This window comes from Rhodococcus sp. NS-SX18 (assembly GCF_057367935.1).
This window is the reverse complement of the sequence record NZ_CM170633.1, coordinates 3,996,889-4,023,343: the sequence shown is the minus strand read 5'-3', so window position 1 is coordinate 4,023,343 and position 26,455 is coordinate 3,996,889. Positions and strand designations below refer to the sequence as shown.

Annotated in this window: 33 protein-coding genes; 20 read left to right on the top strand and 13 right to left on the bottom strand. The window is 71.0% G+C overall.

Annotation, left to right across the window (positions count from 1 at the left end):
* Positions 1 to 15 precede the first annotated feature (15 nt).
* The 6 genes from AC2IPW_RS18455 to AC2IPW_RS18430 all read left to right on the top strand — a co-directional run bounded on the left by AC2IPW_RS18455 (position 16) and on the right by AC2IPW_RS18430 (position 4,640).
* Positions 16 to 1,095, top strand: a complete 1,080-nt coding sequence (locus AC2IPW_RS18455; RefSeq protein WP_486375342.1) for an NAD-dependent epimerase/dehydratase family protein — start codon at positions 16 to 18, stop codon at positions 1,093 to 1,095.
* 35 nt (positions 1,096 to 1,130) lie between these two features.
* Positions 1,131 to 1,589 (top strand): SRPBCC family protein, encoded by a 459-nt coding sequence (locus AC2IPW_RS18450; RefSeq protein ID WP_054371742.1) that lies wholly within the window; start codon positions 1,131 to 1,133, stop codon positions 1,587 to 1,589.
* Entirely contained in the window at positions 1,586 to 3,181 is a 1,596-nt protein-coding gene (locus AC2IPW_RS18445) for a phytoene desaturase family protein (protein ID WP_486375341.1), read from the top strand. Before AC2IPW_RS18450 ends, AC2IPW_RS18445 begins: the two co-directional genes overlap by 4 nt.
* Positions 3,182 to 3,250: 69 nt before the next feature.
* Positions 3,251 to 3,610, top strand: coding sequence for a hypothetical protein (locus AC2IPW_RS18440; protein ID WP_486375340.1), 360 nt, complete (start codon positions 3,251 to 3,253; stop codon positions 3,608 to 3,610).
* A 102-nt stretch (positions 3,611 to 3,712) separates the two neighbouring features.
* Positions 3,713 to 4,354: a HemK2/MTQ2 family protein methyltransferase gene (locus AC2IPW_RS18435; RefSeq protein WP_486377029.1), complete on the top strand. Its 642-nt coding sequence runs from the start codon at positions 3,713 to 3,715 to the stop codon at positions 4,352 to 4,354.
* A 76-nt stretch (positions 4,355 to 4,430) separates the two neighbouring features.
* Positions 4,431 to 4,640 (top strand): CDGSH iron-sulfur domain-containing protein, encoded by a 210-nt coding sequence (locus tag AC2IPW_RS18430; RefSeq protein ID WP_486375339.1) that lies wholly within the window; start codon positions 4,431 to 4,433, stop codon positions 4,638 to 4,640.
* A 104-nt stretch (positions 4,641 to 4,744) separates the two neighbouring features.
* On the opposite strand, the gene AC2IPW_RS18425 is transcribed toward AC2IPW_RS18430, so the two are convergent.
* Complete coding sequence (locus AC2IPW_RS18425) at positions 4,745 to 4,900, bottom strand: DUF6131 family protein (protein WP_003937495.1); 156 nt, start codon at positions 4,898 to 4,900, stop codon at positions 4,745 to 4,747.
* A 165-nt stretch (positions 4,901 to 5,065) separates the two neighbouring features.
* Here AC2IPW_RS18425 and AC2IPW_RS18420 point away from each other — a divergent pair, with 165 nt between their 5' ends.
* Entirely contained in the window at positions 5,066 to 5,479 is a 414-nt protein-coding gene (locus AC2IPW_RS18420) for a DUF5709 domain-containing protein (protein ID WP_289382045.1), read from the top strand.
* A 58-nt stretch (positions 5,480 to 5,537) separates the two neighbouring features.
* On the opposite strand, the gene AC2IPW_RS18415 is transcribed toward AC2IPW_RS18420, so the two are convergent.
* Positions 5,538 to 6,551 carry an iron-containing redox enzyme family protein gene (locus AC2IPW_RS18415; protein ID WP_010592141.1) on the bottom strand — a complete coding sequence of 338 codons (1,014 nt, stop codon included), beginning with the start codon at positions 6,549 to 6,551 and terminating at the stop codon, positions 5,538 to 5,540.
* Positions 6,552 to 6,742: 191 nt separating this feature from the next.
* On the opposite strand from AC2IPW_RS18415, the gene AC2IPW_RS18410 reads away from it, so the two are divergent.
* Positions 6,743 to 7,540 (top strand): SDR family oxidoreductase, encoded by a 798-nt coding sequence (locus AC2IPW_RS18410; RefSeq protein ID WP_054374893.1) that lies wholly within the window; start codon positions 6,743 to 6,745, stop codon positions 7,538 to 7,540.
* A 9-nt stretch (positions 7,541 to 7,549) separates the two neighbouring features.
* On the opposite strand, the gene AC2IPW_RS18405 is transcribed toward AC2IPW_RS18410, so the two are convergent.
* Positions 7,550 to 8,038: a DUF6328 family protein gene (locus AC2IPW_RS18405; RefSeq protein ID WP_003937499.1), complete on the bottom strand. Its 489-nt coding sequence runs from the start codon at positions 8,036 to 8,038 to the stop codon at positions 7,550 to 7,552.
* Positions 8,039 to 8,170: 132 nt separating this feature from the next.
* Here AC2IPW_RS18405 and AC2IPW_RS18400 point away from each other — a divergent pair, with 132 nt between their 5' ends.
* On the top strand, positions 8,171 to 8,392 hold the full coding sequence (locus tag AC2IPW_RS18400) for a hypothetical protein (protein WP_003937500.1): 222 nt from the start codon (positions 8,171 to 8,173) through the stop codon (positions 8,390 to 8,392).
* A 13-nt stretch (positions 8,393 to 8,405) separates the two neighbouring features.
* On the opposite strand, the gene AC2IPW_RS18395 is transcribed toward AC2IPW_RS18400, so the two are convergent.
* Genes AC2IPW_RS18395 through AC2IPW_RS18385 form a run of 3 tightly spaced genes read right to left on the bottom strand, consistent with a single transcriptional unit; the run spans position 8,406 to position 10,437 of the window.
* A complete protein-coding gene (locus AC2IPW_RS18395; RefSeq protein WP_054374892.1) occupies positions 8,406 to 9,266 on the bottom strand; it encodes a PPK2 family polyphosphate kinase in 861 nt (286 codons plus the stop codon).
* A 30-nt stretch (positions 9,267 to 9,296) separates the two neighbouring features.
* Entirely contained in the window at positions 9,297 to 9,641 is a 345-nt protein-coding gene (locus AC2IPW_RS18390) for a DUF4873 domain-containing protein (RefSeq protein WP_486375338.1), read from the bottom strand.
* Positions 9,642 to 9,696: 55 nt separating this feature from the next.
* Positions 9,697 to 10,437 carry a TetR/AcrR family transcriptional regulator gene (locus tag AC2IPW_RS18385; protein ID WP_003937503.1) on the bottom strand — a complete coding sequence of 247 codons (741 nt, stop codon included), beginning with the start codon at positions 10,435 to 10,437 and terminating at the stop codon, positions 9,697 to 9,699.
* A 218-nt stretch (positions 10,438 to 10,655) separates the two neighbouring features.
* Between AC2IPW_RS18385 and AC2IPW_RS18380 the strand changes: the two genes are divergently transcribed.
* The 7 genes from AC2IPW_RS18380 to AC2IPW_RS18350 all read left to right on the top strand — a co-directional run bounded on the left by AC2IPW_RS18380 (position 10,656) and on the right by AC2IPW_RS18350 (position 17,425).
* Complete coding sequence (locus AC2IPW_RS18380; RefSeq protein WP_235157420.1) at positions 10,656 to 11,909, top strand: DUF445 domain-containing protein; 1,254 nt, start codon at positions 10,656 to 10,658, stop codon at positions 11,907 to 11,909.
* Positions 11,910 to 11,969: 60 nt separating this feature from the next.
* A complete protein-coding gene (locus AC2IPW_RS18375) occupies positions 11,970 to 12,503 on the top strand; it encodes a helix-turn-helix domain-containing protein (RefSeq protein ID WP_289381823.1) in 534 nt (177 codons plus the stop codon).
* 1 nt (position 12,504) lies between these two features.
* Complete coding sequence (locus tag AC2IPW_RS18370; RefSeq protein ID WP_486375337.1) at positions 12,505 to 13,356, top strand: heparin-binding hemagglutinin; 852 nt, start codon at positions 12,505 to 12,507, stop codon at positions 13,354 to 13,356.
* 76 nt (positions 13,357 to 13,432) lie between these two features.
* Entirely contained in the window at positions 13,433 to 13,726 is a 294-nt protein-coding gene (locus AC2IPW_RS18365) for a DUF2516 family protein (protein ID WP_003937507.1), read from the top strand.
* A gap of 83 nt (positions 13,727 to 13,809) precedes the next feature.
* Positions 13,810 to 14,712: an AurF N-oxygenase family protein gene (locus AC2IPW_RS18360; RefSeq protein ID WP_486375336.1), complete on the top strand. Its 903-nt coding sequence runs from the start codon at positions 13,810 to 13,812 to the stop codon at positions 14,710 to 14,712.
* Between the two features lie 70 nt (positions 14,713 to 14,782).
* On the top strand, positions 14,783 to 15,820 hold the full coding sequence (locus AC2IPW_RS18355; RefSeq protein ID WP_486375335.1) for an alpha/beta fold hydrolase: 1,038 nt from the start codon (positions 14,783 to 14,785) through the stop codon (positions 15,818 to 15,820).
* Between the two features lie 63 nt (positions 15,821 to 15,883).
* Positions 15,884 to 17,425 carry a molybdopterin-dependent oxidoreductase gene (locus tag AC2IPW_RS18350; RefSeq protein WP_486375334.1) on the top strand — a complete coding sequence of 514 codons (1,542 nt, stop codon included), beginning with the start codon at positions 15,884 to 15,886 and terminating at the stop codon, positions 17,423 to 17,425.
* Positions 17,426 to 17,443: 18 nt separating this feature from the next.
* Here the strand turns inward: AC2IPW_RS18350 and purU are convergent, their stop codons facing one another.
* From purU to AC2IPW_RS18335, 3 genes are all read right to left on the bottom strand, one after another.
* On the bottom strand, positions 17,444 to 18,331 hold the full coding sequence (gene purU, locus AC2IPW_RS18345; RefSeq protein ID WP_003937511.1) for a formyltetrahydrofolate deformylase: 888 nt from the start codon (positions 18,329 to 18,331) through the stop codon (positions 17,444 to 17,446).
* Between the two features lie 43 nt (positions 18,332 to 18,374).
* Positions 18,375 to 19,229: a class I SAM-dependent methyltransferase gene (locus AC2IPW_RS18340; protein ID WP_450121720.1), complete on the bottom strand. Its 855-nt coding sequence runs from the start codon at positions 19,227 to 19,229 to the stop codon at positions 18,375 to 18,377.
* A 132-nt stretch (positions 19,230 to 19,361) separates the two neighbouring features.
* A complete protein-coding gene (locus tag AC2IPW_RS18335) occupies positions 19,362 to 19,910 on the bottom strand; it encodes a GNAT family N-acetyltransferase (RefSeq protein ID WP_486375333.1) in 549 nt (182 codons plus the stop codon).
* Between the two features lie 64 nt (positions 19,911 to 19,974).
* Here AC2IPW_RS18335 and deoC point away from each other — a divergent pair, with 64 nt between their 5' ends.
* Positions 19,975 to 20,640 carry a deoxyribose-phosphate aldolase gene (gene deoC / locus AC2IPW_RS18330; RefSeq protein WP_003937514.1) on the top strand — a complete coding sequence of 222 codons (666 nt, stop codon included), beginning with the start codon at positions 19,975 to 19,977 and terminating at the stop codon, positions 20,638 to 20,640.
* 13 nt (positions 20,641 to 20,653) lie between these two features.
* On the opposite strand, the gene AC2IPW_RS18325 is transcribed toward deoC, so the two are convergent.
* Complete coding sequence (locus AC2IPW_RS18325) at positions 20,654 to 21,391, bottom strand: LmeA family phospholipid-binding protein (RefSeq protein WP_486375332.1); 738 nt, start codon at positions 21,389 to 21,391, stop codon at positions 20,654 to 20,656.
* Positions 21,392 to 21,494: 103 nt separating this feature from the next.
* Between AC2IPW_RS18325 and AC2IPW_RS18320 the strand changes: the two genes are divergently transcribed.
* A complete protein-coding gene (locus AC2IPW_RS18320; RefSeq protein ID WP_054374879.1) occupies positions 21,495 to 22,112 on the top strand; it encodes a type IV toxin-antitoxin system AbiEi family antitoxin domain-containing protein in 618 nt (205 codons plus the stop codon).
* Here the strand turns inward: AC2IPW_RS18320 and AC2IPW_RS18315 are convergent.
* The 3 genes from AC2IPW_RS18315 to AC2IPW_RS18305 form a co-directional block, all read right to left on the bottom strand.
* The gene (locus AC2IPW_RS18315) at positions 22,058 to 22,891 is read right to left on the bottom strand and encodes a class I SAM-dependent methyltransferase (RefSeq protein ID WP_407040995.1); all 834 of its coding nucleotides are present in this window, start codon (positions 22,889 to 22,891) and stop codon (positions 22,058 to 22,060) included. The genes AC2IPW_RS18320 and AC2IPW_RS18315 overlap by 55 nt on opposite strands.
* A gap of 7 nt (positions 22,892 to 22,898) precedes the next feature.
* Positions 22,899 to 23,405 carry a DUF2505 domain-containing protein gene (locus AC2IPW_RS18310; RefSeq protein WP_003937518.1) on the bottom strand — a complete coding sequence of 169 codons (507 nt, stop codon included), beginning with the start codon at positions 23,403 to 23,405 and terminating at the stop codon, positions 22,899 to 22,901.
* A gap of 148 nt (positions 23,406 to 23,553) precedes the next feature.
* Complete coding sequence (locus AC2IPW_RS18305; protein WP_003937519.1) at positions 23,554 to 24,057, bottom strand: DUF2505 domain-containing protein; 504 nt, start codon at positions 24,055 to 24,057, stop codon at positions 23,554 to 23,556.
* Between the two features lie 71 nt (positions 24,058 to 24,128).
* On the opposite strand from AC2IPW_RS18305, the gene AC2IPW_RS18300 reads away from it, so the two are divergent.
* Positions 24,129 to 25,175 carry a UDP-N-acetylmuramate dehydrogenase gene (locus AC2IPW_RS18300; RefSeq protein WP_486377028.1) on the top strand — a complete coding sequence of 349 codons (1,047 nt, stop codon included), beginning with the start codon at positions 24,129 to 24,131 and terminating at the stop codon, positions 25,173 to 25,175.
* A gap of 101 nt (positions 25,176 to 25,276) precedes the next feature.
* Positions 25,277 to 26,446 (top strand): L,D-transpeptidase, encoded by a 1,170-nt coding sequence (locus AC2IPW_RS18295; protein ID WP_486375331.1) that lies wholly within the window; start codon positions 25,277 to 25,279, stop codon positions 26,444 to 26,446.
* Positions 26,447 to 26,455: the final 9 nt, after the last annotated feature.

Below are 26,455 nucleotides of genomic sequence, written 5' to 3'. Positions count from 1 at the left end.
GTAACTCCTGCGATCATGGGACAGCGCATCGTGATCACCGGCGCCAGCGGCAATGTCGGCACCGCCCTGCTGCGACGGCTCGCTCTGAGATCGGAACCGCCGGAGATCGTGGCCGTCGCCCGCCGCGTGCCACCGGCCACCGATCCCTACGGCGACATGAACTGGCACAGCATCGACCTCGCCGCGCCCGACGCCGAGACCCGGCTGCGCCCGGTCGTCGACGGCGCCGACGCCGTCGTGCATCTGGCCTGGGGCTTCCAGCCCTCGCACCGACGGGACTACCTGCGTCGCACCGGGGTGGACGGCACCGCGGCCGTGATCGACGCCGTCCTCGCCGCCGGGGTCGGGCATCTGGTCCACATGTCCTCGGCCGCGGTGTACGCGGCCGGGGCGTACGGCCGCGCGGTCGACGAGTCGTGGCCCGCGACCGGCATCGAATCGTGCGCCTACAGCGTCGACAAGGTCGCGGCGGAGCAGCTGCTCGACCGGCGCATCGCGGAGGCGGCCGTGGCGCCGATCGTCACCCGGTTCCGGCCGGGCTTCATCGGTCAGTACGCGGGCGGTAGCGCGCTGCGACGCTACGCGGTACCGGGATACGTGCCCGACCTGGCGCTTCGTCACCTACCTTTGCTGCCTGTGGATTCCGGAACGGCGATCCCCGCCGTGCACGCCGACGACGTGGCCGCCGCCCTCGACGTCGCCCTGGAGCGGCGCGTACCGGGCGTGTTCAACCTCGCGGCCCCCGAACCGCTGCGGGCGGCCGACATCGCCGGCGCATTCGGGGCGCGGGCCGTCCCGGTGCCGCGACAGGTGCTGCGGGCCGTCGTCGAGGCGACCTGGCAGGTCCACCTGCAACCGATCGCCGGCGGCTGGATCGACCTGGCGTACAACACCCCGATGCTGAACTGCGACCGGGCCCGCCGGGACCTGGATTGGGACACGACCGTCCCGGGCCCCCGGGTGTGGCGCGAGGCCATCGCGGGTATGCAGGCCGAGGCCGGCACCGACAGCCCGGTCCTGCGCAGTCGCGGACCGCTCGAGACGATGAGCGCCCTGCTCGGGCGGGGGACCGTCGGGCGCCGCGTCCCGCCGTGACCACTCGCGGCGCAGCGACGAGAGAGGGTATCGGGATGAGTGAGACGGCGCAGCGCGACACCACGGCGACGCCCCAGCAGGTGTGGGACGTCCTCGCCGACGGCTGGTCGTACGCGGGCTGGGTGGTGGGGGCCTCCCGTATCCGGGCGGTGGACGACACGTGGCCGGCGGTGGGCAGCCGCATCCACCACTCGGTGGGGGTGTGGCCCGCCCTGCTGAACGACCACACGGAGGTGGTGGAGTCGGTTCCCGGGAAGGAGCTGAAGTTGCGGGCGCGGGCGTGGCCGGCCGGGCAGGCCGAGATCACCATGCGCCTGCACGAGCGACCCGGCGGTTGCCGGATCGAGATGGCGGAGCAGGCCGCCGCCGGCCCGGGTCAACTCGTTCCCGATGCGATCCAGGCCCGGCTGGTGCTGCCGCGCAACGTCGAATGCCTGCGCCGGCTCGTCCTCATGGCCGAACGCGCCACCGAGCCGAAGGGCGTCGGCGAGTGAGTGCCGAGACCGTCGATGCCGTCGTCGTCGGCGCCGGCCAGAACGGCCTGACGGCCGCGGCCGTGCTGGCCGACGCCGGCTGGGACGTCCTGGTGCTCGAGGAGCAGCACGAGGTCGGCGGCGCCGTCCGCACGGCGGAACTGCATCCGGGCTTCCGGATGGACCTGTTCAGCGCCTTCTATCCCCTCGCGGCGGCCTCCCCGGCGTTCCGGGCGCTCGACCTGTCCTCACACGGGTTGCGCCTGCGCCGGGCGCCGAAGGTGTACGGGCACGCCGCCGGTCCGTACGACGAGGACGCCGCGGTGGTCTTCCCGGACGTCACGGCGACCGCGGCCGAACTCGAACGGCGGCATCCCGGCGACGGCAGCGCCTGGATCCGGCTGACCGAGCAGTGGAAAGAGATCCGTGAACCGTTCCTGAGCACCCTGTTCGAGCCCTTTCCACCCGTACGCGGCCCGGCGGGGCTGCTGCGCCGCCTCGGTACCGCGGACGCCCTGCGCTTCGTCCGGATGCTGGCGCTGCCCGCCCGCCGGATGTCCGAGGAACTGTTCGGTGGCGAACACGCGCGGCTGCTGCTGCTCGGCAACGCGATGCACGCCGACACCCCCGTGGACTCGGCGGGCAGCGGAATCATGGGGTACGTCCTGACCATGCTCGCGCAGGATGTGGGCTATCCGGTGCCCGAGGGTGGGGCCGGGGAACTCGCGGCGGCCCTGGCGCGTCGCGGCGAACACAGCGGGGCGCGGATCCTGTGCGACCGGAAGGTCACCGGCATCGAGGTCGGCGGCGGCACGGTCACCGAGGTCCGTACCGAGCAGGGCGAACGCTTCCGGGTCCGGCGGGCGGTACTGGCCGACGTGTCCGCGCCGGCGCTGTTCGGCTCGCTCCTGCCCGCGGACGCCGTGCCGGCCGCGGTCCGCGACGACCTGCGGCGCTTCGAGTGGGACACACCCGTGGTGAAGGTGAACTACGGGTTCGACCGGCCGATTCCGTGGCGCTCGCAGGCACTCGCGACAGCCGGAACCGTCCATCTCGGCGCCGACGCCGACGGTCTCGTGCGCTGGTCGGCCGACCTGGCAACCGGTCGCGTGCCGGAGCACCCGTTCATCATCTTCGGTCAGATGACCACCTCCGATCCGGTGCGCTCACCGGAGGGGACGGAAAGCGCCTGGGCGTACACCCATCTGCCACGCGGTGTCGCCGACGACGCCTCCGCAGAGGAACTGGCCCGGCGCGTCGACGCCGAACTCGAGGCACACGCTCCGGGGGTGCTGAGCTCGATCGTGCACCGCAGCGTGCAACGCCCCCGCGACCTCGAGGCCGCCAACTCGAACCTGGTCGGCGGGGCGGTCAACGGCGGCACCGCCCAGATCCACCAGCAGCTCGTGTTCCGGCCGTTGCCCGGCTTCGGTGGTCCCCGCACGCCGGTCGAGGGTGTGTACCTGGCCGGGTCGTCCACCCACCCCGGCGGCGGCGTGCACGGCATGTGCGGGTGGAACGCGGCCCGCGCAGCTCTGCGTGACCACGGCGTGGGCGGCAGGGTGCGGCGGCGGCTGAACGAGGCGATCTCGGACGTGCTGACACGCAGCTGATTTCCCGGTCTCGTCGCCGACGCGATTGGACGATCCGCCGAACGGGTATCAGTAGGCATGGGAATGCCAGTGGGAACACCGATCCGGCAGGTGCACGGCCCGTCGCTCGTGCCGCAGGCGCTGCGTGAGGTGGAAGGTGGAGTCGCCGCACTCGCTGCCGGAATCTGCGTGATCGCCGCCGTGGGTGTGGGTGTGCTCTCCGCTTCCGCACTCACGGGCGTCGGGGCGGGACTCGCCGTGGCGGCGGGGTTGTCGTTCATGCTCGGTTCGCTGACCGCGGCGCCGGCCGCCGGGCGGCCGGGTTCGGTGCGGTCAGCGGCCTCCCGCACTCGTCCGGACGGGGCCGCGGTGTCGCGACGCGGCGGCGCCGCCGCCTTCCGTCCCCACCAGGTTTCGGGTGGCCGTTCCGGGGGGTACTCCCACGTATGACAACGACGTCTCGCCCGGAACTCACCGTGTCCCTCGCCCGGTCCACCCACGGGGGCCGTGCCGTCGCAGCCGGGGTCCGGTAACGTGCCGGCGCCCAGGAGGGTGTGGCGACTGCCCGGTGTGTACCGCCCGCAGGAGGATTCGCATCTGCTCGCCGGAGCACTGGACCGTGCGGCGGCACCCCCCGGCGCCAAGGTGCTCGACTTCTGCACCGGCACAGGCTTCATCGCAGTATCGGCGGCGATGTCCGGCGCCGGGTCCGTGACCGCACTGGACATCGCGCCCCGTGCGGTCCTCGCGGCGCGTCTCAATGCGAGATCACGGAAGCTTCCGATCCGGGTCGTGCGCGGTGGACTGGACGAGGCCGGCCGGCACGGCCCGTTCGACGTGGTGCTGTCCAATCCGCCCTACGTCCCGCACGACGCCGATTCCGGCGATGCCCGCTGGGATGCCGGTGCCGACGGCCGGGCGGTGCTGGACCCCCTGTGCGCCGGGCTGCCGAACCTGTTGTCCCCCGGCGGTTTCGCACTCGTCGTGCATTCCGAGTTCTCGGGGGTGGACGAGACGCTCGTCCGGTTGCGCGACGGCGGTCTCAAGGCCTCCGTCGTCGCCCGTCGCCGGGTCCCGTTCGGGCCCGTGATGCGCAGCCGCACCGGATATCTGCGGACGCGGTACGAGCTGCCCGCAGGAGTCGACACCGAGGAAGTGGTGGTGATCCGTGCCGATCGAACACACAGCCCGTGAGGTAGCCACGGGTGGCAGCCCCCGGGACACGTCCCCCGGGGGCATCGTTGTGCCCGGCCTGTGCCCGGGACTGCGGGTGGAGGGCCTAGCGGGGGAGGATCCGAGGGTCGTCCGGCTCGTCCGCGGCGGTCCGGCCCTGGTGGAGGGCCCGGTTCGCATCGTCGCCGAGGACGGCGAGGAGGTGGAGTCGGACCGGTTCGTCGTCGCGATCTGCCGGTGCCGTCGCAGCGAGCGGTACCCGCTGTGCGACACCGGTCATCGTCGTCCCCGGCGCGATCCGCGCTGAGTCCGGCCCCTTCGGCCGGAGCACGATAGGCACACAGCGGGGCGGGCGGTTCCTGAGGAACCGCCCGCCCCGCAACGCGTCTACGCGCCGTCACACATCACGCATCAATACCAGTACTTCCGGCCGCCGACAGCCCGGCCCGTTGCTCCGAGGATTGCCAGGATTGCGCCCACCACCAGGAGAATGATCCCGAGCGTCCACAGGATCGAGATGTTGGTGAGGAAACCCACCACGAGCAGAATCAAACCCAGAATGATCATGAGTGTCACCTCGCTGTCGGTGCCCGTTGCCGGTCGCCTCCGGGCCTTGCCGAGGGGATACCCGCATCGGCCGTGCCGAAACCTCGCGAACCTCTCATCGGTCGACGGTGGGCACTTCCCGTGGATTCGTGGCGCGCCGACGGTACCGGTGGCATTGTCTGGGGCATGCCTACTTCGGAGAACCCCGGGGACAGCGTCCCCGGTGAGTACAGCGTCGACGACGAGGACCAGTTGCAGCCGGAGGACTCCCTGATCGACCGCGGCGTCGACGACGTCCTCGACGAGGGATTCTCGCCGATGGAACGGCCCGTCGGCCTTGACCGCCACGAGACCCTGGACGAGCGCCTGCGTGAGGAGGAGCCCGAGCCGGAGGACGAGGGCGAGAGCGAGTTCCGCAGCTCCGTCGCCGAGGCCGGCCGGGCCCGCGCCGGACGCCTCGTCGCGCCGGACGAGGGCACCGCCGAGGACCAGGACGCCGAGTTGTTCGGGACGGACGTGGGAATCGACGGAGGCGCCGCGTCCGCCGAGGAAGCGGCCGTGCACCTGATCGACGAGGAGGATTCGGGCCGGGAGGACTGAACGACGACGGCCCGGCACCCGAGAGGTCGGGTGCCGGGCCGGATCAGCCGGGGGACGGTCAGACGGCTCCGGTGCCGAGCAGGGTCGGCTCGTCGTTCTGCCACCGCTCGAGCAGGTACGCGGCGAGCCGGCCCTCGAGGTATTCCATCGCCTCTGCACCGAACGCGACGTCCCCGGCGCAGCGCGGATCGCGCTCCACGAGATCACCCGCCACGTCGTAGCGGAGGACCTGCTCGTGCACCGCGTCCGCCTCGATGTGCTCGGTGTAGAAGTGGATGCACGCGTCCGGTGCGCCCAGGCGTTCGAGACCGCGGGCCATCCGGCGGGCCATCGGCGAGGAGGTGATCTCGGCGGAGGCGAACAGGCCCACGAGCTTCGGGGTGTGCGCGCGGTGCAGACCGCACAGCGACATGAAGTTCACCGTGGCGAGCGTCTCCGCGGGCACCCGGTCCAGATAGGCCAGGTATCCCGTGTCGAGACCGGCCGCGGCGAGCAGGTCCGAGTAGAGGACCGAGTGCATGCGCTCGGCCCGGCCGCCGCCGAATTCGTCGAACTCCACTGCCACCAGCGCCGCCTTCGCTCGGCCGGTGAGCCGCGGGATGGCGAACGAGTGGGGGTCGGCCTCCTTGAGGTGGTAGACGGACCGGTGGACGAAGAACTCGCGCACCTGCTCCCACGTGCCGTGGTCGCGGATGTGATGGGACACGCCCCACGCGTCCTCGGGTTCGCGGCACAGGTCGTCGAACACTCGCTGGGGATCGTCGCCCGACGGTACGTCGGCGCGCAGCCGGTCCAGGAAGAGCCGTTCGAGACCGGCTCGGACGGCCAGCGGGCCCGGCGCCCATTCCCAGCCGGGGTCGACCCCGTCGAACCCGTGGTAGGACAGTTCGTACAACACCGCCAGAGCCAGCTGGGCATCCTCGCCGTAGGGATCGGTGCCGGCCACCTCGACCGGCCAGGTGTCGGTGTCGGCGGGACGCGAGAGCCGTTCGATCACCTGCTGGGAGACAGGCCCCCGAGCCCGGGGGAGGGCGGCGGACTGCAGCACGGCGGTCGCAGAATTCGCAGGCATGTGCGCGGATACCCGGACCCGATTCGTGCGAAACGCCGGGTGTGGGGTGGGTCCGCGCGGGTATCCGCCCGGACATGAACGGTGAAAAAGGCGACGGTGACAACAGCGACACGGAGAACGGGACGGTGTCCGGCGGCGAGGACGTCGAGCGTCCGCCGCACACGATCGACTATCCCGGTGAGACGGCCGACATGGCCGAGCAACCCCGCGACGAGATGCGGAACTATCGCGGCCGCGACCTGCTCGCCGGCCGCAAGGCGCTGATCACCGGCGGTGACTCCGGGATCGGGCGCGCGGTGGCGGTGGCCTTCGCGAAGGAGGGCGCCGACGTCGCGATCGCCTACCTCGACGAGCACGACGACGCCGAGCACACCGCGGAACTGGTGCGGCGTGCGGGTCGTCGGTGCCATCTGCTCCCGGGAGATCTCGCCGCGGCAGACCACTGCCGCGCAGTCGTCGCCGAGTCGGCGGCGGCGCTCGGCGGCCTCGATCTGCTGGTCAACAACGTCGCGTATCAGGAGCCGGTGGACGACCTCACCGAACTCGACGACGCCCAGTGGCGGCGGACGTTCGCCGTGAACATCGACAGCTATTTCCACGTGACGAAGGCGGCGCTCGCCCACCTGCCGCGTGGTTCCGCCGTGATCAACACCGCCTCCATCAACGGCCTGCGGGGCAACAAGTCGCTGATCGACTACTCGGCGACCAAGGGCGCGGTGCTCGCGCTGACGTACTCGCTGGCGCAGTCGTTCCAGGACCGGGGAATCCGCATCAACTGCGTCGCACCGGGACCGGTGTGGACGCCGTTGATCCCGGCGACCATGGATGCGGAGAAGGTCGCGACGTTCGGGCAGCAGGCCCCGTTCGGCCGGGCGGCGCAGCCCGACGAGATCGCACCCTCGTATGTGTTCTTCGCCTCCGAGACGATGTCGTCGTACTACAGCGGCGAAGTGCTCGCCCCCATCGGGGGTGAGACGCTGCCGGGCTGAGCCGGGGGGTCAGCGCCGGTATCGCCAGGGGTAGACCACCCACAGGGTCAGGAACAGCACGACCGTGACGATGCCCCCGGCGATGCCGGCGGCGGTGCCGACCACCAGCCCGACGACCAGCACGACGACGCCGGCCATCGCGACACCGAGCAGGAGCAGACCTGCCATGGCGAAGCGGTGCGCCGTGACCACCAGTTCCGGGAGGCGGCGCTGCCGGAAGAGCAGGCGGTGCATGCCCACCGGGGCGACGAGCAGGATGGTGGCCGTGATCGACGCCAGCACGGTGACGAGATAGACGCCGCGCTGGAAGCCGGTGAGCTCGTCGAATCGGCTCTGGAACGGCAGAGTGAGCAGGAAGCCGGTGAGGAGCTGGACGCCGGTCTGCACGACGCGCAGCTCCTGCAGCAGACTCGACCAGTTCCGGTCCAGCCGCTGCACGGGCGTCTCGTGCCGGACCCGCTTGTTCCAGTCCTCGTTCGGAACCGCTGTGGGCTGCACCCTCTCGGCATGCCCCGTGCGGCGCTCGTCAAACCTCCCGGGCGCACCGCCGCCCTCTTGTGACCTGCGTCACTGTACGGGTACTGTCGGCTCCACCAGGGACAACGTCGCTCCGAGGAAAGGAGGGCGGTCATGAAGCTCAATCTGTTCGTCGCATGGACCGGCTACATGCTCGCGTTGGTCTCGATCGTGAGTCTCGCGGGTTTCCTCTACGCCGCGGGGTCCGGCAACGGCGGGTGGGCGCTCGTCGCAGGGATAGTGTGCGTCCTCGCGGTCGCGTCGGCGATCGCGATGATCGGCAGTACCGTCCATCACGACCATCGTCTGCATCGCGAGACGCCGCACCTGTTCTGACGGCTCCGCCGTCTCACGCCTCGGCCAGGCGCCGCTTCTCGAGTTCCACATCGAACTCGACCGACGGCCAGTCCAGGTCGAGGCGCTCGAACGCGTCGATGAGCAGTTCCATGACGGCGATGCGGCTGTACCACTTGCGGTCGCAGGGCACGACGTACCACGGGGCGTGCTCCGTCGACGTCCTGTCCAGCATCGCCTGGTACGCCTCCTGGTAGGCGGGCCACAGTTTGCGTTCGGAGACGTCGCCGGGGTTGTACTTCCAGTGCTTGTCCGGCCGCTCGAGCCGTTCGGCCAGGCGCCGCTTCTGTTCGTCGAGCGAGACGAACATCGCCACCTTGATCAGCGTGGTCCCGCTGTCGACGAGTTCACGCTCGAACTGGTTGATCTCGTCGTACCGGGTGCTCCACACGCTCTCGGGTACGAGGTTGCGGACCCGCACGACGAGCACGTCCTCGTAGTGCGAGCGGTCGAACACCCCGAGTTGCCCCGCCCGCGGCAGCGCCTTGTTGATACGCCACAGGTAGTGGTGGCGCTTCTCCTCGGGGGTGGGCACGCCGAACGACGTATGGTCGACGCCCTGCGGATCCACGTGACCGATGACGTTGCGGACCATGCCGCCCTTGCCGGCGGTGTCCATGCCCTGCAGGATCAGCAGGATCGACCGGCGGTCCCCCCAACGTCCGTTGGCGAACAGCATCTCCTGCAGGCGCGAGAGCACCGCCCCGCGTTCCTCGATGAGCCGTTCACCGGTGGCCTTGTCGCCGGTGAAACCCGGGGTTGCGTTGGTCTCGATCTCGGCGACCCTGATCCCGGGGTGGGCGCGGAGCACCTCGACGGCCGGCGCCTGCCACGGGTCGGTGCTCTTGACGGTCATCTGCCGAGCGTGCCACATCCCGTGGCCGGATCAGCCGAGTTCGAGCTCGGTGTCGTCCGGGCGGGTGGGGTAGGGCGGAGCCGAGATCCCGTCGACCATGTGGCTGCCCCACAGGTCCGTCTCGGTGATCCGGGCGGCCGCCGGGACGGGGCCGTCGGGTCCGGGCACCGCGAGGCGGACGTCGGTGCCGGGGGAGAGGTCGGTGCCCGGGAGGGCTGCCGCGAGTCCGCGGAGGCGGCCCCGCCAGCGGTAGCGGCCGCTGATGGGGTCGAATGCCCCGGACAGCTGCACGTCCGTGGTGGCGTGCCGCTCGCCGACGGTGACCTCGGCGGGGCCGCGGTAGCCGTCGGGTTCGTCGTCGTGTGGGTCGGACATGCCCGCGACTTTACATGTAAACGCCAGTTACATAAACAGGGTCACGCAAACTGAGTCACGATGTGCCGGCGTCCGGAAGCAGCGGGTGCGGCCGGCTCTTGAAGCGGGCCGGCGAGCCGCCGACGGCCGCGATTCCGGAGATTCCGCCCCAGGTCATCATCGTGAGGTAGTCGGTCAGGTCCTCCGCCGACATCGACTTGTTGGAAATCCACCAGTGGGTGGCGAGCTGGATCGCGCCCACGATCGCGTACGCCCACGGCACGGAACCGCCCGAGTCCATCTCCAGGTGCCGCAGCCGCTCACCGATCACCGTCGCGACGAGTTCGGCGATCATCCGCTCCGAGTCGGCCACGACGTCGCGCCCCGCCGCGGCGCTGTTGGTCATCACGTACAGATACACCTCGGGATCGGAGGCGACGGTCTCGACGTAGGTGGCGATCGCGACCCGGGTCAGGTCGTACTCGTCGAGGTCCTCTGCCACCGCCGCGTAGATGCGCGGCGCCAGGATCGTCTCCACGTACCGCAGCATCGTCGCCGTGGTCAGGTCGTTCTTGTCGGTGAAGTACCGGTAGAGAACGGTCTTGGAGACGCCGATCTCGGCGGCGATCTCGTCCATCCCGACGTCGCGCCCGCGGGTCCGGATCGCCTTGATCGTGCCGTCGACGAGTTCCTCGCGGCGGGCGATCTTGTGTTCGTGCCAGCGACGCTTGCGGCCGTCCTGTTTGGTCGGCGCGGCGGTCGTCGGGACCGGCGTGTCGGTCGGGGACGGGGGCTGGGGAACTCGGTGGTTCGGCACTGGGTGGCACATCCGTTCGCTCGATCGTCCGTCCAGTTTAGAGGGGGGCGCGCGACCGGCCGTGTGGACGTCCCGATCGGGACGCCACGTCCGTTTCCGCCGCGTGCCGCCCTCGCCGGGCACGGCTTCGACACAGCCGGGCACGGCTTCGGCACAGCCGGGCACGGCTTCGGCACAACGGCGGAGGTGTCTTCGGCACAATGGCGGAGGTGCAGTTGATGAGCATCGACGATGACGCCAAGCGCAGAGACCTGCGCCGGATGAAGGCGGTCGCCACCGGCTTTCTGCTCGCGGCGACCGCTATCTACTTGTTCTGCCGCTGGCAGGAGACGCGCGGCGCCGGCGAATGGGTGGGGTACGTGCGCGCCGCCTCCGAGGCCGGGATGGTCGGCGCGCTCGCGGACTGGTTCGCGGTCACCGCGCTGTTCCGGCATCCGCTGGGTATCCCCGTTCCGCACACGGCCATCATCAAGCGGAAGAAGGATCAGCTCGGGGCGAGCCTGAGTTCGTTCGTCGGCTCCAACTTCCTCGCCCCCGAGGTGGTGTCGGCGAAGGTCGAGAACGCCCGGATCCCGCTGCGCCTGGGGACCTGGATGGCGGAGCCCGAACACGCCGAACGGATCGCGCAGGAGACGTCGACGGTGCTGCGGGGACTCGTGACGGTCCTGCGCGAGGAAGACATCCAGCAGATCATCGACAACACCATCGTCAAGCGCATCGCCGAGCCGGAATGGGGGCCGCCCATCGGCCGGGTGCTGTCCGAGCTGCTCGCCGAGAACCGGCAACTGCCGCTGATCGACATGCTGGCCGAGCGGGCTCATCAGTGGGCCCTCGGCAGCCAGGAGACGATCGACCGCATCATCAGCCGCGACTCGCCGTCGTGGTCGCCGAAGTTCGTGGACCTGCTGCTCGGCGAGCGGATCCACCGCGAGCTGGTGGAGTTCACCTGGAAGGTGCGGTCCAATCCCGACCACGAGGTGCGCGTGGCCGCGAACCGGTTCCTCGCCGAGTACGCGCGGGACCTGCAGCACGATCCGGTCACCATCGCCAAGGCGGAGAAGGTCAAGGCGGAGATCATGGGCCGCGAGGAGGTCACCCAGCTGGCCTCCGCGACGTGGCGCGCGGCCAAGCGGATGATCCTCGAGTCGGTCGACGACCCGCACAGCACGCTGCGCACGAAGGTCACCGAGAACGTCATCCACTTCGGTGTGCGGCTGATGGAGGACCACGAGCTGCGCGGCAAGTTCGACCGCTGGCTGCTCGACGGGGCCCGGTACATCGCGGCCAACTACGCCGACGAGATCACCGCGGTCATCCGGGAGACGGTGGAGCGCTGGGACGCGGAGGAGGCGAGCCGCAAGATCGAGCTCCAGGTGGGACGCGATCTGCAGTTCATCCGGATCAACGGCACGGTGGTCGGGTCGCTCGCCGGTCTGGCCATCTACACCCTGTCGAATCTGCTGTTCGCGTGACGTGTCACACCTGCTAGCAGACTGCTTGCTACAGCTAGCACTTGTGGGTACAGTGGAAATGTGTCCACGAAGGAACGGGGTGAACCCGCCGACGGAGGGGACGATGACAAGGACGACGCGTCCGGCGCCACCGAGATCGCCACGCGGGTGGTCAGTACTGCCGCGCAGGACATCGGCAGTTTCATCCGCTCGCAGCGCGAGGCGGCGCAGGTGTCTCTGCGCCAGCTCTCCCAGCTCGCCGGCGTCAGCAATCCCTATCTGAGCCAGATCGAGCGAGGGCTGCGCAAGCCCTCGGCCGAGGTGCTCGGGCAGATTGCCAAGGGGCTCCGGATGTCCGCGGAGGTCCTCTACGTCCGGGCCGGGATCCTGGAGCAACGCCCGCAGAGCGCGGTGCGCGACGCGCTGCTGACCGATGCCGTACTCAACGAGCGGCAGAAGCAGGTCCTGCTCGACATCTACGAATCGTTCTGCCGCGAGAACGGTTCCCACCCTTCCGGGGCGGACCTCTCACCCGAGGTGTCTGTACCCGAGGTATCCGCACCCGCGGCCGCTGCCCCGAACGGCGCGACCGACCCTGATCGACAGGAGAACTGACATGACCGATCCGAAGAACCTCGCCACCCCGCTGTATGCCGCCGTCGGTGCCGGTGACACCGTGGTCCAGGCGGTGGCGGACATCGTGGCCCGTACCCGCCGTCGCGCCGAGACCACCCAGACCGACGTCAGCGACCGGGTCGACAGTGCCCGGGGCCGCCTGGCCGATTTCCAGGAGGATCTGACCGAGAACGTCGAGTCCCTGCGCGAGCGGCTCGCCGGCCTGCCGGCCGAACTGCCCGAGGATCTCGCCGAGCTGCGCGAGAAGTTCACCGCCGAGGAGCTGCGCAAGGTGGCCGAGGCCTACCTGAAGGTGGCCTCCGACATCTACACCGCGCTCGCCGAGCGTGGCGAGGAGACCATCGAACGGCTGCGCAAGCAGCCGGTCGTGGAGGAGGGCATCGGCCGCGCGGAGGCTGCGTTCGGTGACGCCGTCGAGCTCACCGAGGAGGCTCTGGGCACCGTCGCGCGCCAGACCCGCGCCGTGGGCGAACAGGCCGCCCGGCTCGCGGGCCGTGCCGCCGGCCGGATCGAGGAGACCGCCGGCGACGTCGGCGAGGCCATCTCCGGGGCCGGCGAGGAGGCCGGTCTGCGGGTGCTCGACCTCGGTGGCCAGGCCCAGGAGGCGGCTGCGGAGGCCGCGGACCGGGTCGAGACCGCCGCGCTCGAGCTCGACGAGGCTGCCACCAAGGTCGAGGAAGCCGCAGAGAAGGCGGCTGCGCCGAAGACCGAGGCTTCGAAGACGGAGGCTCCGAAGACCCCGGCCGCCAAGACGCCGGCCAAGGCTGCCGCCAAGACTCCGGCCAAGGCGCCCGCGAAGAAGGCAGCGCCGCGCAAGACCACCGGCGCCTGATCTCCACCGGGCGGTAGAACCGCCGACGGCCCCCACGCGACCTTCGCGTGGGGGCCGTTGCTCGTACCATGGGAACGTGCCCAACGTCGATTCTCTCGCCGCCCTGATCATCTTCGCTCTGCAGATCGTCGCGCTCGCCGGGGCGGGTTTCGCGCTGCTGCATGCCGTGCGGCAACCCGCCGAGGCCTTCCCCGCGGTCGACAAGCTCACCAAGCCGGTGTGGCTCGGCATTCTTGCCGCCTCGCTGCTGGTGATCGTCGTCTTCTGGGGCACCTTCATGATGCTCGGAATCATCGCGGTCATCGCCGTGAGCGTGTACCTCGTCGACGTGCGACCACGGGTGGACGAGGTGCAGCGGCCGCGCTGGTAGTTCCCGCCGGGAGGCCTTGACAAGCGCCGAAAGGTTGATGACACTTCGAGTAACGGGTAATTACCGAGACGAGGTGATCGACGATGGCGCTCACCCGGACCGTCCGCACGGCCGACCGTGAGGACACCGCCGAACGACTGCTGGCCTCCGCCGCACGTTCCTCCTACGACCCGGCCCTCGAAATCGACTGGGACGCTCCCGTCCCTGCCGACAAGTACGGGATGACCCCCGAATGGAGCAGCCTCTACGGCACCGCTCTGTGGGAGTCGATGAGCGAACGGCAGCGGATCGTCCTGACCCAGCACGAGGCGGCCAGTATCGCCGGCACCGGCATCTGGTTCGAGATGATCCTGATGCAGATGCTCGTACGCGACCTCTACCGCCGCGACCCCGCCACCGCCTACGTCCAGTTCGGGCTCACCGAGATCGCCGACGAGTGCCGCCACTCGATCATGTTCGCGCGCGCGGCTCAGCACTTCGGGATCCCGTCCTACCGGCCGAAGCGCTGGATCCGGGAGAGCGGCAGGCTGTTCAAGGCCACGGCGAGTGGGGCGCTCGCATTCGGCGGAACCCTGTTCGCCGAAGAGATCCTCGACGCGATGCAGCGCGACTTCATGCGCGACGAGCGGGTCCAGCCCGTCACCCGCACGGTCAGCCGCATCCACGTCGTCGAGGAGTCCCGGCACATCCGCTACGCGCGCGAAGAGATAGTCCGCCGCACACGCCACCTGTCCCGCACCGACCGCGCCCGTGTCCGGCTGCAGTTGGGCATCTCCGCGTACTTCGTCGTCACGAGCCTCGTCCACGACGACGTCTACGCCGCCGCGGGGCTCGACGTCGCCGCGGCCACGGCGGCGGTGCGGACGAACACGCACTACCACGACCGGCTCCGTGAGGGCACCCGGCGGACGATCGAGTTCCTCGACGACGTGGGCCTGATCGGTGGACCGTCGACTCTGCTGCTCCGCCGCGCCCACGTCCTGTGATCGCGCACCCGTCCCTCGGCCGCCGCGTCCCGCGACGGCCGTCGTTCCAGCAACCAGGAGAACAACACAGGTGAAGAAGCCGTCCCGCAGGACCACGCTGGTTATCGCCGGGGTGGCCGGCGCTGCTGCCGTCGCCGGACTCGTGGCCTACCGCGCCCGCCGTCGCCGCGCCGTGGTGCGCGCCGCCGACCGGCCACCGCACGCGCTGCTCGCGCCGCCCACGCTGGACCCCGACGTCGTCGACCTCACCACCGACGACGGTGCCCACCTCCACATCCGCGCCTACGGCGATCCGGACGCCGACCCGATCGTGCTCAGCCACGGGTGGACGTGCAACGCCGACTACTGGATCCCGCAGATCAATGCACTCGCCGGGCGCTACCGGGTGATCACCTACGACCAGCGCGGTCACGGCCGCAGCGATCTCGGTACCCGGGCCTTCGGCCCCGATGTCCTCGCCGACGATCTCGCAGCGGTCCTCGCGGCGACGGTGCCGACCGGCCGCAGGGCAGTCCTCGCCGGGCACAGCATGGGCGGCATGAGCATCATCGCGTGGGCCGGCCGCCACCCCGAACAGGTGCGGGAGAAGGCGTCCGGAGTGCTGCTCGCGAGCACCGGCACCGACAGCCTGCTCGCCGAGGCCGCGCTGCTGCCGCCCCGGCTGGGACGAGTGCCGGAGCCCGTCGCGCGGCGTGTCCTCGGCGCCGCCCTGCCGCTCGTCGCCTCCCCCCTGACCACCCGCGCGCTGAAGTACGTCGCGCTCGCACCCGGCTCGAGCCCCGCCGAGGTGGAGTTCTGCGAGAAGATCGTGCTCGGCTGCACCCCCCGGGCCCGTGGCAACTGGGGGGCGGCGCTCAGCGCGATCGACATCCGAACGGGCCTCGAGCACCTCACCGTCCCGACCACCGTGCTGGTCGGCACCGCGGACCGCCTCACGCCGCCGGTGCACGCGCACCGGCTCGCCGAGGCCCTCGAGGCCGCCGGCCACCTCGAGCACTTCGTCGTCCTCGACGGGATCGGGCACATGAGCTCGGTCGAGGCGATCGACGCGTTCGACGACGAACTGCTGTACCTCGCCGAACGGGAGCCCGTGCAGGCAACCGCCTGACGCTCCCATCCGCGGCGGCCGCGGCACCGAACCCCCCGTGTGCCATCCACTGGAGAAGGACCCGTGACCGTGTCGGGCCACCGCGCCGCGCGTGCCCTCGCCGGACTGGTGTCGTTCGGTGTCGTCCTCGGCGTCGGCGAACTGCTCGCGGCGCTGGTCGGGCCGGCATCGTCGCCGTTCTACGCCGTCGGCGCCACGACTGTGGACCGGGCGCCCGCGTGGGCCCGCGAGTTCGCGATCGACACGTTCGGAACGTCGGACAAACCGGCGTTGTTCATCGGCATGTCGGTGATCCTCGCGGTGCTTGCCGTGGCGGCGGGGCTGCTCGAACAGCCCCGCCGACCGCGCGGCGGCGTCGTCATCGCGGTCCTGGCCGCCGTCGGCGGATACGCGGCACTGAGCCGGCCGGGTGCCACCGCCGTCGCTGCGCTGCCCACCGTCGTCGGCGCCGTCGCGGGCGCGGTGCTGCTGCAGTACGCCGTCCGGCTGCTCGCCGCATCCGGCGTCCGCGACGACGGGACGGCAACCCCGGCGGCGTGGCCGCGCCGCCGGTTCCTCACGGTGCTCGGCACCGCCGCCGCGGTGGCCGTGGCCGCCGGCGCCGCCGGCCGGCACCTCACCGACCGGCTGGCGCGGGCCGTCGAGGATCGTGCCCGGTTCCTGGTCCCGCGACCGGCCCGGGCCGCCGCACCCGTGCCGGCGGGCACCGAGGTGACGGCCCCCGGGGCGACCCCCTTCCTCACCTCGCCGGCGGAGTTCTACCGCATCGACACCGCGCTGCAGGTGCCGCGGTTGCGCACCGCGGACTGGCAGCTGCGCATTCACGGCATGGTCGAGCGGGAAGTGACACTCACCTGGGACGATCTGGCCGCGTTCGAACCCGTCGAACGGATCCTCACCCTCACCTGCGTGTCCAACGAGGTCGGCGGCAACCTGGCCGGCAACGCCCGCTGGATCGGATACCGGATGAGCGACCTGCTCGCCCGGGCCGGAGTCCGGGCCGACGCCGATATGCTCCTGTCCACCAGCGCCGACGGCTTCACCTGCGGCACCCCCGTCGACGCCGTCCTCGACGGCCGCGACGCCCTGCTCGCCGTCGCGATGAACGGCGAACCGCTGCCGTTCGAACACGGGTACCCCGCCCGGCAGGTGGTGCCCGGGCTGTACGGGTACGTCTCCGCCACCAAGTGGGTCGTCGACTGGGAACTGACCCGATTCGACCGGGCCGAGGCCTACTGGACGCAGCGCGGCTGGGCGGAACAGGCACCCGTCCGGACCGCCTCACGCATCGACGTCCCCGCCGCCTTCGGCCGGCTCGAATCCGGGCCCGTGGTCGTCGCCGGTACCGCGTGGGCGCAGCAACGCGGCATCGACCGCGTCGAGGTCCGCGTCGACGGTGGCCCCTGGAACGACGCCGAACTCGCCGAGGAGTACTCGCTCGACACGTGGCGGCAGTGGACGTGGCGATGGGACGCGACGCCCGGCACGCACACCCTCGAGGTGCGTGCCACCGACGGGGAGGGCCGGGTGCAGGACGAGCAGCGCCGCCCGCCGATCCCCGACGGCGCCACCGGCTGGCACAGCCGCACCGTCACCGTGGGCTGACCGGCCGATTCCGAGCCGTCAGCTGAAGACGACGGTCTTGCTGCCGTGCACCAGCACCCGGTCCTCGAGGTGCCAGCGCAGCCCGCGGGCCAGCACCAGCTTCTCGACGTCACGACCGAGGCGCACCATGTCGCCGACGGTGTCGGCATGACCGACGCGCACCACGTCCTGCTCGATGATCGGGCCGGCGTCCAGCTCGGGGGTCACGTAGTGGCACGTCGCGCCGATCAGTTTCACGCCGCGGGCGAAGGCCTGATGGTAGGGGCGTGCGCCGATGAACGACGGCAGAAAGCTGTGGTGGATGTTGATCGCCCGGCCCGCCCAGTGCTCGCACAACTCGGGCGGCAGGATCTGCATGAACCGCGCCAGCACGACCGCGTGCGGATCGTGCACGTCGACGAGCTTGCGCACCTGCTCGAACGCGGGCCCCCGCTGCTCCGGATCCTTCGGGAAGGACACGTAGTGGAAGTCGATGCCGTGCCGGCGGGTCACCCGTTCGAGGTCGGGATGGTTCCCCACGACTGCGCAGATCTCCGCGTTCAGTTCCCCGGCGGCCACCCGGCCGAGGATGTCGTGCAGACAGTGGCCTTCCTTGCTGACGAGGAGCACCACCCGCTTGGTCTCGCCGGTGTCCTGCAGCGTCCATTCGGTCTCCGGGCCCAGTTCCGCCGCGACGGCCGAGAATCGGTCGCGCAGTTCGTCGAGGCCGAGCGGGATGGACGAGGCGCGCACGGCCTGCCGAGTGAAGAACCAACCGCTGTCGGGGTCCGCGTGATAGCCGGCTTCGACGATCGAGCCGCCCACGTCCGCGAGGAAGGTCGAGATGCGGGCGACGATGCCGGTGGCGTCGGGGCAGCCCAGTGACAGTACATACCGACGGTCGTCGGACGAGGCAGCGGAGGTCATGCCGTCCAGTCTCTCAGGTGGGACCCCGGTCCGATTCGACCGGTCACACCGTCGCGGGGGGCCGCCGGACCGTGGCGGTCCCGACGAGGGTCGTCGCGTCGATCGTGTGGATGCCGCGCTCGGTGACGGCCGCGAGGAATTCGGCGCGCACCGCGGCGACCGCGTCGGTGTCGAGCCCGGCCAGGACCGCCCGCAGGCCCGATCCGGTCACCAGCGCCCAGCACAGCTCGTCGGTGGCGGGCAGCAGGTTCGACAGGGTGCGTACCTCCACCGAGTGGGTGCCGGCGGCCGCGAGCCACGCCTCGAGGGTGCGCGGCAGATCGATCGCCCGCAGCGGCGTCCGCTCCCGCAGCGACGGCCGGCCCGCCACCGCCGGGTTGCGCCGGCCGACGACGTCGAACAGCGTCGCGCTGATCTCCTCCATCGCCCCGGCCCGCCACACGGTCACACCGATCCGGCCGCCGTGCCGCACCAGGCCCACCAGACGATCGAACGCGGCATCCATGTGGGGCAGCAGGAACACCCCGTAGGAGATGGCGAGCACGTCGTATCCGGCTTCCGGGACCGTGGAGGGCGGTTCCCACGTGGTGGCGTCGGCGCACACGAAGTCGATGTTCTGCAGCGCCCGTTCGGCGGCGACGAGCCGGCCGAGCTCGAGCAGGTCGTCGGCGACGTCGATCGCGTGGACCCGGCCCGTCGGCCCCACGGCCGCGGCGGCGGGTAGCGCCGAGGCGCCGGCGCCGCAACACACGTCCAGCACCGTCGCACCGGGACCCGGCCCGAGCTGGAAGACCAGCGCCTGCCCGGCCGGACCCCACACCGTCGGCGTGAGCCGGCCGAAGTCGCCGCTCGCGTCGTCGAAGGTGCTCGCGAGCTGTGCCGTCTCGTCGTCGGTCATGCCTCCTCCTCGGGTTCTCTCGGATCCGCGGTCGGACCCGCGGAGGCCCGGCGGAAGTCCAGCCGGTTCATTGTTGCGCCGACCGGGTGGATCTCGCGGCGAACCGCGGAGTGCGCGGAAACCTCCCTCGCGTCAACCGAGGTCGTAGAACGGGGGCGCGTAGCGGAAGACGCCACGTAGCTGCGGCCGGTAGGCGGTGAGCGCACGGGCCTGCAGGTGCGACGCCCAGTCGGGCACGTCGGGTTCCACCCCGAGCTCGGCGGCCGGGACGAACCCGAAGCGCGGGTAGTAGTCCAGGTGCCCGAGCAGCACCACGAGCGGTTCGTCGAGGGCGTCCGCGGCACCGAGCGCCGCGTGCATCAGGGCACCGCCGACGCCGGAGCGCTGCAGCTCCGGCAGCACACCGATCGGACCCAACGCCAGCGCCGGCTCACCGTCGACTGTCGCCCGGGTGACACACACGTGCCCGACGACCGAGCCTTCGGCTCCAGCTGCACCCGAACGCTCGGCACTCGTTGCGACGAGCGAGAGCCGGGGCAGCCACGCCGGGTCGGCGCGCAGCGCCTCGACGAGACCGGGCTCCACCGGTTCCGCGCCCGTGGGGGTGAGCGCCGCGAACGCGGCGCGGTGCACGTCGGCGATCGCGGGGACGTCGGCGGGGAGTTCTCGTCGGACGATCACGACAGCAGTGTGGACACCGGCGCCGCCCCGGGCAACCGGATATCGCTGTGGAAAGCTGACGGGCATGCCGGAGACCACCCTCACCCGTGCCCGGGTCGCCGCGATCGTCGACCACACCCTGCTCAAGCCCGAGGCGTCGGGCGCCGACGTGCGTGCGCTCGTCGACGAGGCCCGCGAGCTCGGCGTCTGGTCGGTGTGCGTGTCGCCGTCGATGTTGCCGCTGCGGACGGACGGACTCGTCGTCGCCACCGTCGCGGGGTTCCCGTCGGGCAAGCACCATTCGCTGATCAAGGGCGCCGAGGCCAGACTCGCCGTGGATCAGGGGGCCGCCGAGATCGACATGGTCATCGATGTCGGCGCGGCCGTCGCCGGCGACTACAACGCGGTGCTCGCCGACATCCTCACCGTGCGCGAGGCGATCGGGTTCGACCCCGTCCTCAAGGTCATCATCGAGTCGGCCGTGCTGTCGGACGAGGCGATCGTGGAGGTATGTCGGTGCGCCGAGCGGGCGGGCGCGAACTTCGTCAAGACGTCCACCGGGTTCCATCCCGCCGGGGGCGCCTCGGTGCACGCGGTGCGGCTGATGGCCGAGACCGTGGGCGGTCGGCTCGGCGTCAAGGCCAGCGGCGGCATCCGCACGGCCGAGGCGGCGCTGGCCATGATCGAGGCCGGCGCCACCCGGCTCGGCCTGTCCGGAACCCGCGCGGTACTCGACGACCTGCCCGAGTGAGTGGGCCGCGTCCTCAGCAGTCGAGCTGGTTCTGCGACTGCTGACGGGCCGGCGGCTCCGGCATCGTGTAGGCGCCGCCCTCGAGCGTCACCTCGATGCCGGAGTCGGTGACCGCCACGGACGTCGCCTGCATGTCCAGCGGGTACTGCTGCAAGCTCTCGGTGAGGATCTGGACGATGCCGTCGACCAGCGCTGTCGGTAACCCGATGCCGAACAGCGACGCGTCCACCGTCTCGATCGCGATCGTCCCGTTCCGGGCCGCCGGCCGCACGGTCAGTTCCGCCAGCCCGGCGCCGCCGACGGTGAAGCGGAGGGTGCCCGCGTTCGCGTCCGGGGTGACGTCGGTGATCAGCGAGCCGAGCGGCAGCGTCTGCACGGTCGCGAGAATGCCCGACGACGGCCACACGACCTCCGCGCTCGAGCTGCCGATCGTCCCGGCGCCGTCGGCGCTCTCCCGTAGGTCCACGTCGCGAACCACGGCGTGTACCTGCATCTCCTGGGCAGGGCCGAACGCCGTGTCGTCGCTGTCGAGCGTGACGGACGAGACCTGCTTGTCGACGAGCGAGAGCAGCACCGGTTTCCATCCCAGGTCCACGTCGACGTTCGTGCCGAGTTCGCTCTCGAACGACTGCGCGAGGCAATTGGTGGCGCGGTTGCGGGCGTACACCTCGGCACCCACGAGTACCGCGACCAGCACGACGGCGAGGACGATGCCGATGGTGGCGAAGGGGACACGCTTCCGGTTCGTCATGAGATCGGATTGTCCCGAAGAACTCTGAGGAAGGTCTGTGAAGATGCGCAGCCGGGACGAGAAAGTGTGAGGTGGGACACAGTTGTTCGGGTACTGTGGCGGCATGACGGGCTGGACGGAACCTGAACACGACGCCTCCGGCCGGGTGGATCCGGACGAGGCCCTGCGACACACCGCGCTCGCGCAGGCGGGCTTCTTCACCACGCGACAGGCCGTGGCCCACGGCATCGCCACCATCGACTTCGTCGGCCGGATCGCGGCCGGGCACTGGATCCGGATCCAGACGGATCTGTTCCGGCTCGGCGACAGCCCGCACACGAAGTTCGACGAGTTCGCTCAGTGGTGCGCCTGGTACGAGGGCGCGGCAGTGGTCTCCCACCAGAGCGCGGCCGACCTGCACGGTATGGGCCACCTGCAACCCCGATTCCTGCATCTGTCGACGGCCGATCAGCGGACGGTGCCGAGCAACCGGCTCGCCCTGCACCACCGGCAGCTGCGCGAGCAGGACTGTGAGCAGGTCGGATGCTTCCGCATCACGACCCCCGCGCGGACCGCCGTCGACCTGGCGGCGGGCGGAGTCTCCCAGGAGGTGCTCGACGAACTCGTCGGCGACGCGATCGCGATCGGACGGGTGACCTCGGCGCAGCTGCACGCCGCGGTCGTCGATCAGCCCGCGGCGGTCGCGGACCGCATCGAGCTGGCGCTGCTCGCCGCCGGCTGAGCCGTCGCGGGGGCGACGAAGTCCCACGGGACGGTCAGCACACAGTCCCGCAGTCGACGGCGTTGTGGTGCCGCCGGCACCCCCTGGGCACGCAACAGTTCCAGCGTCGCGCGCCAGCGCATTCGCGGTCCGAACGCCGCGTGCGGCGCCGCCGCCGCCCAGGCGCGATCCGCCGCCTGCAGCAGCTCGTGGATCCGTTCCCCCGGCACGTTGCGGTGGATCAGCGCCTTCGGCAGACGCTCGGCCAGGTCCGACGGTGTGGCCGAATGGAACGGGCTCCACGCCATGGTGAGCGTGCGCGGTCCGTGCTCGTCGAGCAGCACCCAGGCGCACCGCCGACCCAGTTCGTCGCACGTGCCGTCGAGCAGCAGCCCGCCCGGTGCGAGCCCGGCCCGCAGCCGAGCCCACGCCGGCGCCACCGCCTCCTCGGGGTACTGACGCAGCACGTTGAACGCGCGGATCAGCACCGGCCGGAGCCCGGCCAGCTCGAAGCCCCCGCGGGCGAACTCCACGCCGTCACGGCCCGGCACCACCCGCTCGGGATCGATCTCGAGACCCACCACCCGCAGCCTGCGACGCACCGTGCGCAGCCGCGCGGCCAGTTCGAGGGTGGTCACCGGCATCGCGCCGTAACCGAGGTCGACGACGAGCGCATCGTCCCGCGAGTGCAGAACGCGGGCCACGTCGGGATGGTGCATCAGCCAGCGGTCGCTGCGGCGCAGGCGATTGATGCCCGTGGTGCCGCGGGTGACGACACCTTCCGGGCGCGGGACGCGCACTGGGGAACTATCCGAACCGGCGCGCGAGCCAGTCGGCGGTGATCTCCGCCTCGGTGCGGAACAGGTCGACGAGGTTGACGAGCATGAGCTGTTCGAGTTTGCCGCCGATGAACGGCAGGAAGACCTTGGCCTCCGACGTGGTGCGCAGGGTGCTGCCCCCGTCGGAGGCGAACAGTTCCATCGTGCCGGTGAGGCTGCCGGGCCCCGCGGGGACCGAGGCCTGGTAGCTGCCGGTGATCGTGTCGCCGAGGGGGGTGTACGTCTCCTTGCGGGTGATGACCATGTCCTTCTTCATCACCGTCCGGGCGATCTCGGGCAGTTCCGTGCGTGGCAGGACGTGGTGCAGGACCAGGTCGATACCGTCGTCCGACACTTCGAACTCCGCGAGATGGTTCTCGGAGTACTTGCGCATCTCCACGATGCGCGCCTCCCAGTGCGTGCGGTCCGAGAGCGCCTCGTACACCTGCTCCGGGCTGTACGGATAGCGGGCGGAGTAGTCGATTCGCCGTGCCATGACAGCCGAGGTTACCGGTTCGTTACCGAGCGACGGAAATCGTCACGGCTCCGCAACGGCACGTCGGTGCAGTGCGGACAGCCGCCGGTGCGGCTCGGGACTGCCGTCAGTGGGGTTCGGACTGCCGTCAGTGGGGTTCGGACAGCCGTCAGTGGGGTTCGGACAACCACTGCGCGGTGAAGGTGCGCTCGACGTCGAACAGTTCGACGATCTGCTCGACGATGATGCCCTCGATCTTTCCGCCGAGAAAAGGGATCCGCACCTCGGCAGTGCCGTCGATCTCCACGATGGTGCCGGAGCCGTCCGGGGCCATCGTTGAGGTGCCGTCCACCTTGCCCGGCAGCCCGTCCACGTGCGCGGAGAAGCGGCCCGTCGCGCGGTCCCCGGTCAGCGGCTGCCACGACTCGTGCCGATGGATCACCAGGTCTCCGGGATGGAAGTTGGTGACGAAGCTCGGCAGGTGCTCCGCCGGGATGGACTGGGTCATGTGCAGGTCGATCGTCCCGTCACCGGTGCGCACGTCCTCGAGCGTCGCGCCCGGGCCGCCGATCTCCGCCAGGCGGGTCCGCCAGTAGTTCTCGTCGACGAGCGCCGCGTGCACCGTGGCGACGGGGGACGCGTAGTGCGAGTAATGGTCGATGCGGCTGCCCATGGTCGGCACGCTACCGTTTGCGGGTGTCTGATCCGCGTATTGGGGCCCAACTCGTCGAGGCGGGCGCTGCCGTGTCCGAGCACGTGCCGCTGTCGACGCTGACCACGCTGCGGCTGGGTGGTCCGGCGCGGTGGCTCGTCGAGTGCACCACCACCGACACGCTCGTCGAGGTCGTAAGCCTGCTCGACGCGGCGCGTGTCCCCACCCTGGTCCTGGCGGGGGGCTCCAATCTGGTGATCGGCGACGCCGGGTTCGACGGCGTGGTCGTGCGCATCGCGACCACCGGGATCGAAGCGGGCGAGGACACCGTCCGCGCCGAGGCGGGTGCGGTGTGGGACGACGTCGTCGCCCTCACCGTGAAGTCCGGCCTCGGGGGGCTCGAGTGCCTGTCGGGGATCCCCGGCTCCACCGGCGCGACCCCGGTGCAGAACGTCGGCGCCTACGGGGTGGAGGTCGGATCGGTCCTGCGCGCCGTACGGCTTCTCGACCGCACCAGCGGCGATGTCCGGTGGGTCGGCCCCGGGGAGCTTGGACTCGGCTACCGCACCAGCGTCCTCAAGCATTCCGACGACGCGCTGGTGCTCGAGGTGGACCTCGCCGTGCGGCCGGACGGGGCGAGTGCACCGCTCGGCTATCGGGAGCTGGCGTCGGCCCTGCACGCCGAGGAGGGGGAGCGGCGCCCGGCCGCGGAGGTACGCGAGCAGGTGCTGGCGTTGCGCCGCGGCAAGGGCATGGTGCTCGACCCGGGCGACCTCGACACCTGGAGCGCCGGATCGTTCTTCACCAACCCGGTGCTCTCCGACGACGAGTTGTCCCGGGTGCTCGCAGTCGTCGAGGAACGTGTCGGGCCCGACGTGCGGATCCCGCGATTCCCCGCGGACGGCGGCACCAAGCTCTCCGCGGGTTGGCTGATCGAGCGGGCCGGGTTCGGCAAGGGCTTCCCGGGGCCCGACGCACCGGTGCGGCTGTCCACCAAGCACACCCTCGCGCTCACCAACCGGGGCGCCGCGACCACCGCGGATCTGGTGGCCCTCGCCCGGGAGGTGCGCGACGGCGTGCAGGACGCGTTCGGGGTGCGGCTCGAACCGGAACCGGTGACCGTGGGCTGCGTGATCTGACGATCGACAGCCGCTCGGCGCCCAGCCGTCCGCTGTGACGGTCGTCGGAGCGGACGGCTGCGGACGGCGCGAATGCGGGCTCCCGGCGTACTCTCGTCGGAGTGCATGACCTGGGTGAACGACGTCGTCGGTTGTTGTGGTCGGCGGTACTCGCGCTTGTCGCGGTGCTCGCGGCGTGCTCGTCGGGCGGGGGCGCGGTCCCGTCCGAGCCCCAGCCGATCGCGACGGTCGCCACCGACCCGGTCGACGGTGCTACCGGGGTCGCCCCGACCGCCCCGGCCCGGGCCTCGGTCACCGACGGCGAGTTCACCGACGTCGCGCTCACCAACACCGGCACCGGCACCGTCGTGCGCGGCGCACTGTCCGCCGACCGCCGGAGCTTCACCGTCGCCGAGCCGCTCGGCTACGGCGCGACCTACCGCTGGTCCGGCACGGCCGTCGGCTCCGACGGCCGGCCCGCGCCGGTCGAGGGCAGCTTCGACACGGTCGACCCCGACCGGATCGTGGCCGCGACCCTCGACATCGCCGACGGCCAGGAGGTCGGCATCGCCGCACCGATCGTGGTCCGGTTCGACGGCCCGATCGCGGACCGGGCCGCCGTCGAGAAGGCACTGGCGGTGACGACCGATCCGCCGACGATCGGCAGCTGGGCGTGGCTGCCCGACGGCGACGGCGGTGCCCAGGCCCACTGGCGGCCGCAGCAGTACTGGGTGCCCGGCACCGCAGTGCACCTCGACGCACGCCTGTACGGCCTCGACTTCGGCGACGGTGCCTACGGCGCGGAGGACCTCACACTCGACTTCACGATCGGTCGCAGCCAGGTCGTCGTAGCCGACGCCGCGTCGCACCGCATGCAGGTCGTGCGCGACGGGGCGACGATCATGGACATCCCCGTGAGCTACGGGCAAGGCAACGAGGCCCGCAACGTCACCCGCAGCGGTATCCACGTGGTCACCGAGAAGCACGCGGACTTCCTGATGTCCAACCCGCCGTACTACGAGAACGTGCGAGAGCGCTGGGCGGTGCGGATTTCCAACAACGGCGAGTTCATCCACGCCAACCCCGCGACCCTCGGTCAGCAGGGCGCGACCAACGTCACCAACGGCTGCATCAACCTCTCGCTCGGGGACGCCCAGGCGTATTTCGAGACGGCGATGTACGGCGACCCGGTGGAGGTATCCGGAACCTCGATCGAACTGTCCGCTGCGGACGGCGACCTCTACGACTGGGCGATCGACTGGCCCACCTGGCAATCGATGTCCGCGCTGTAGGAGAGGCGA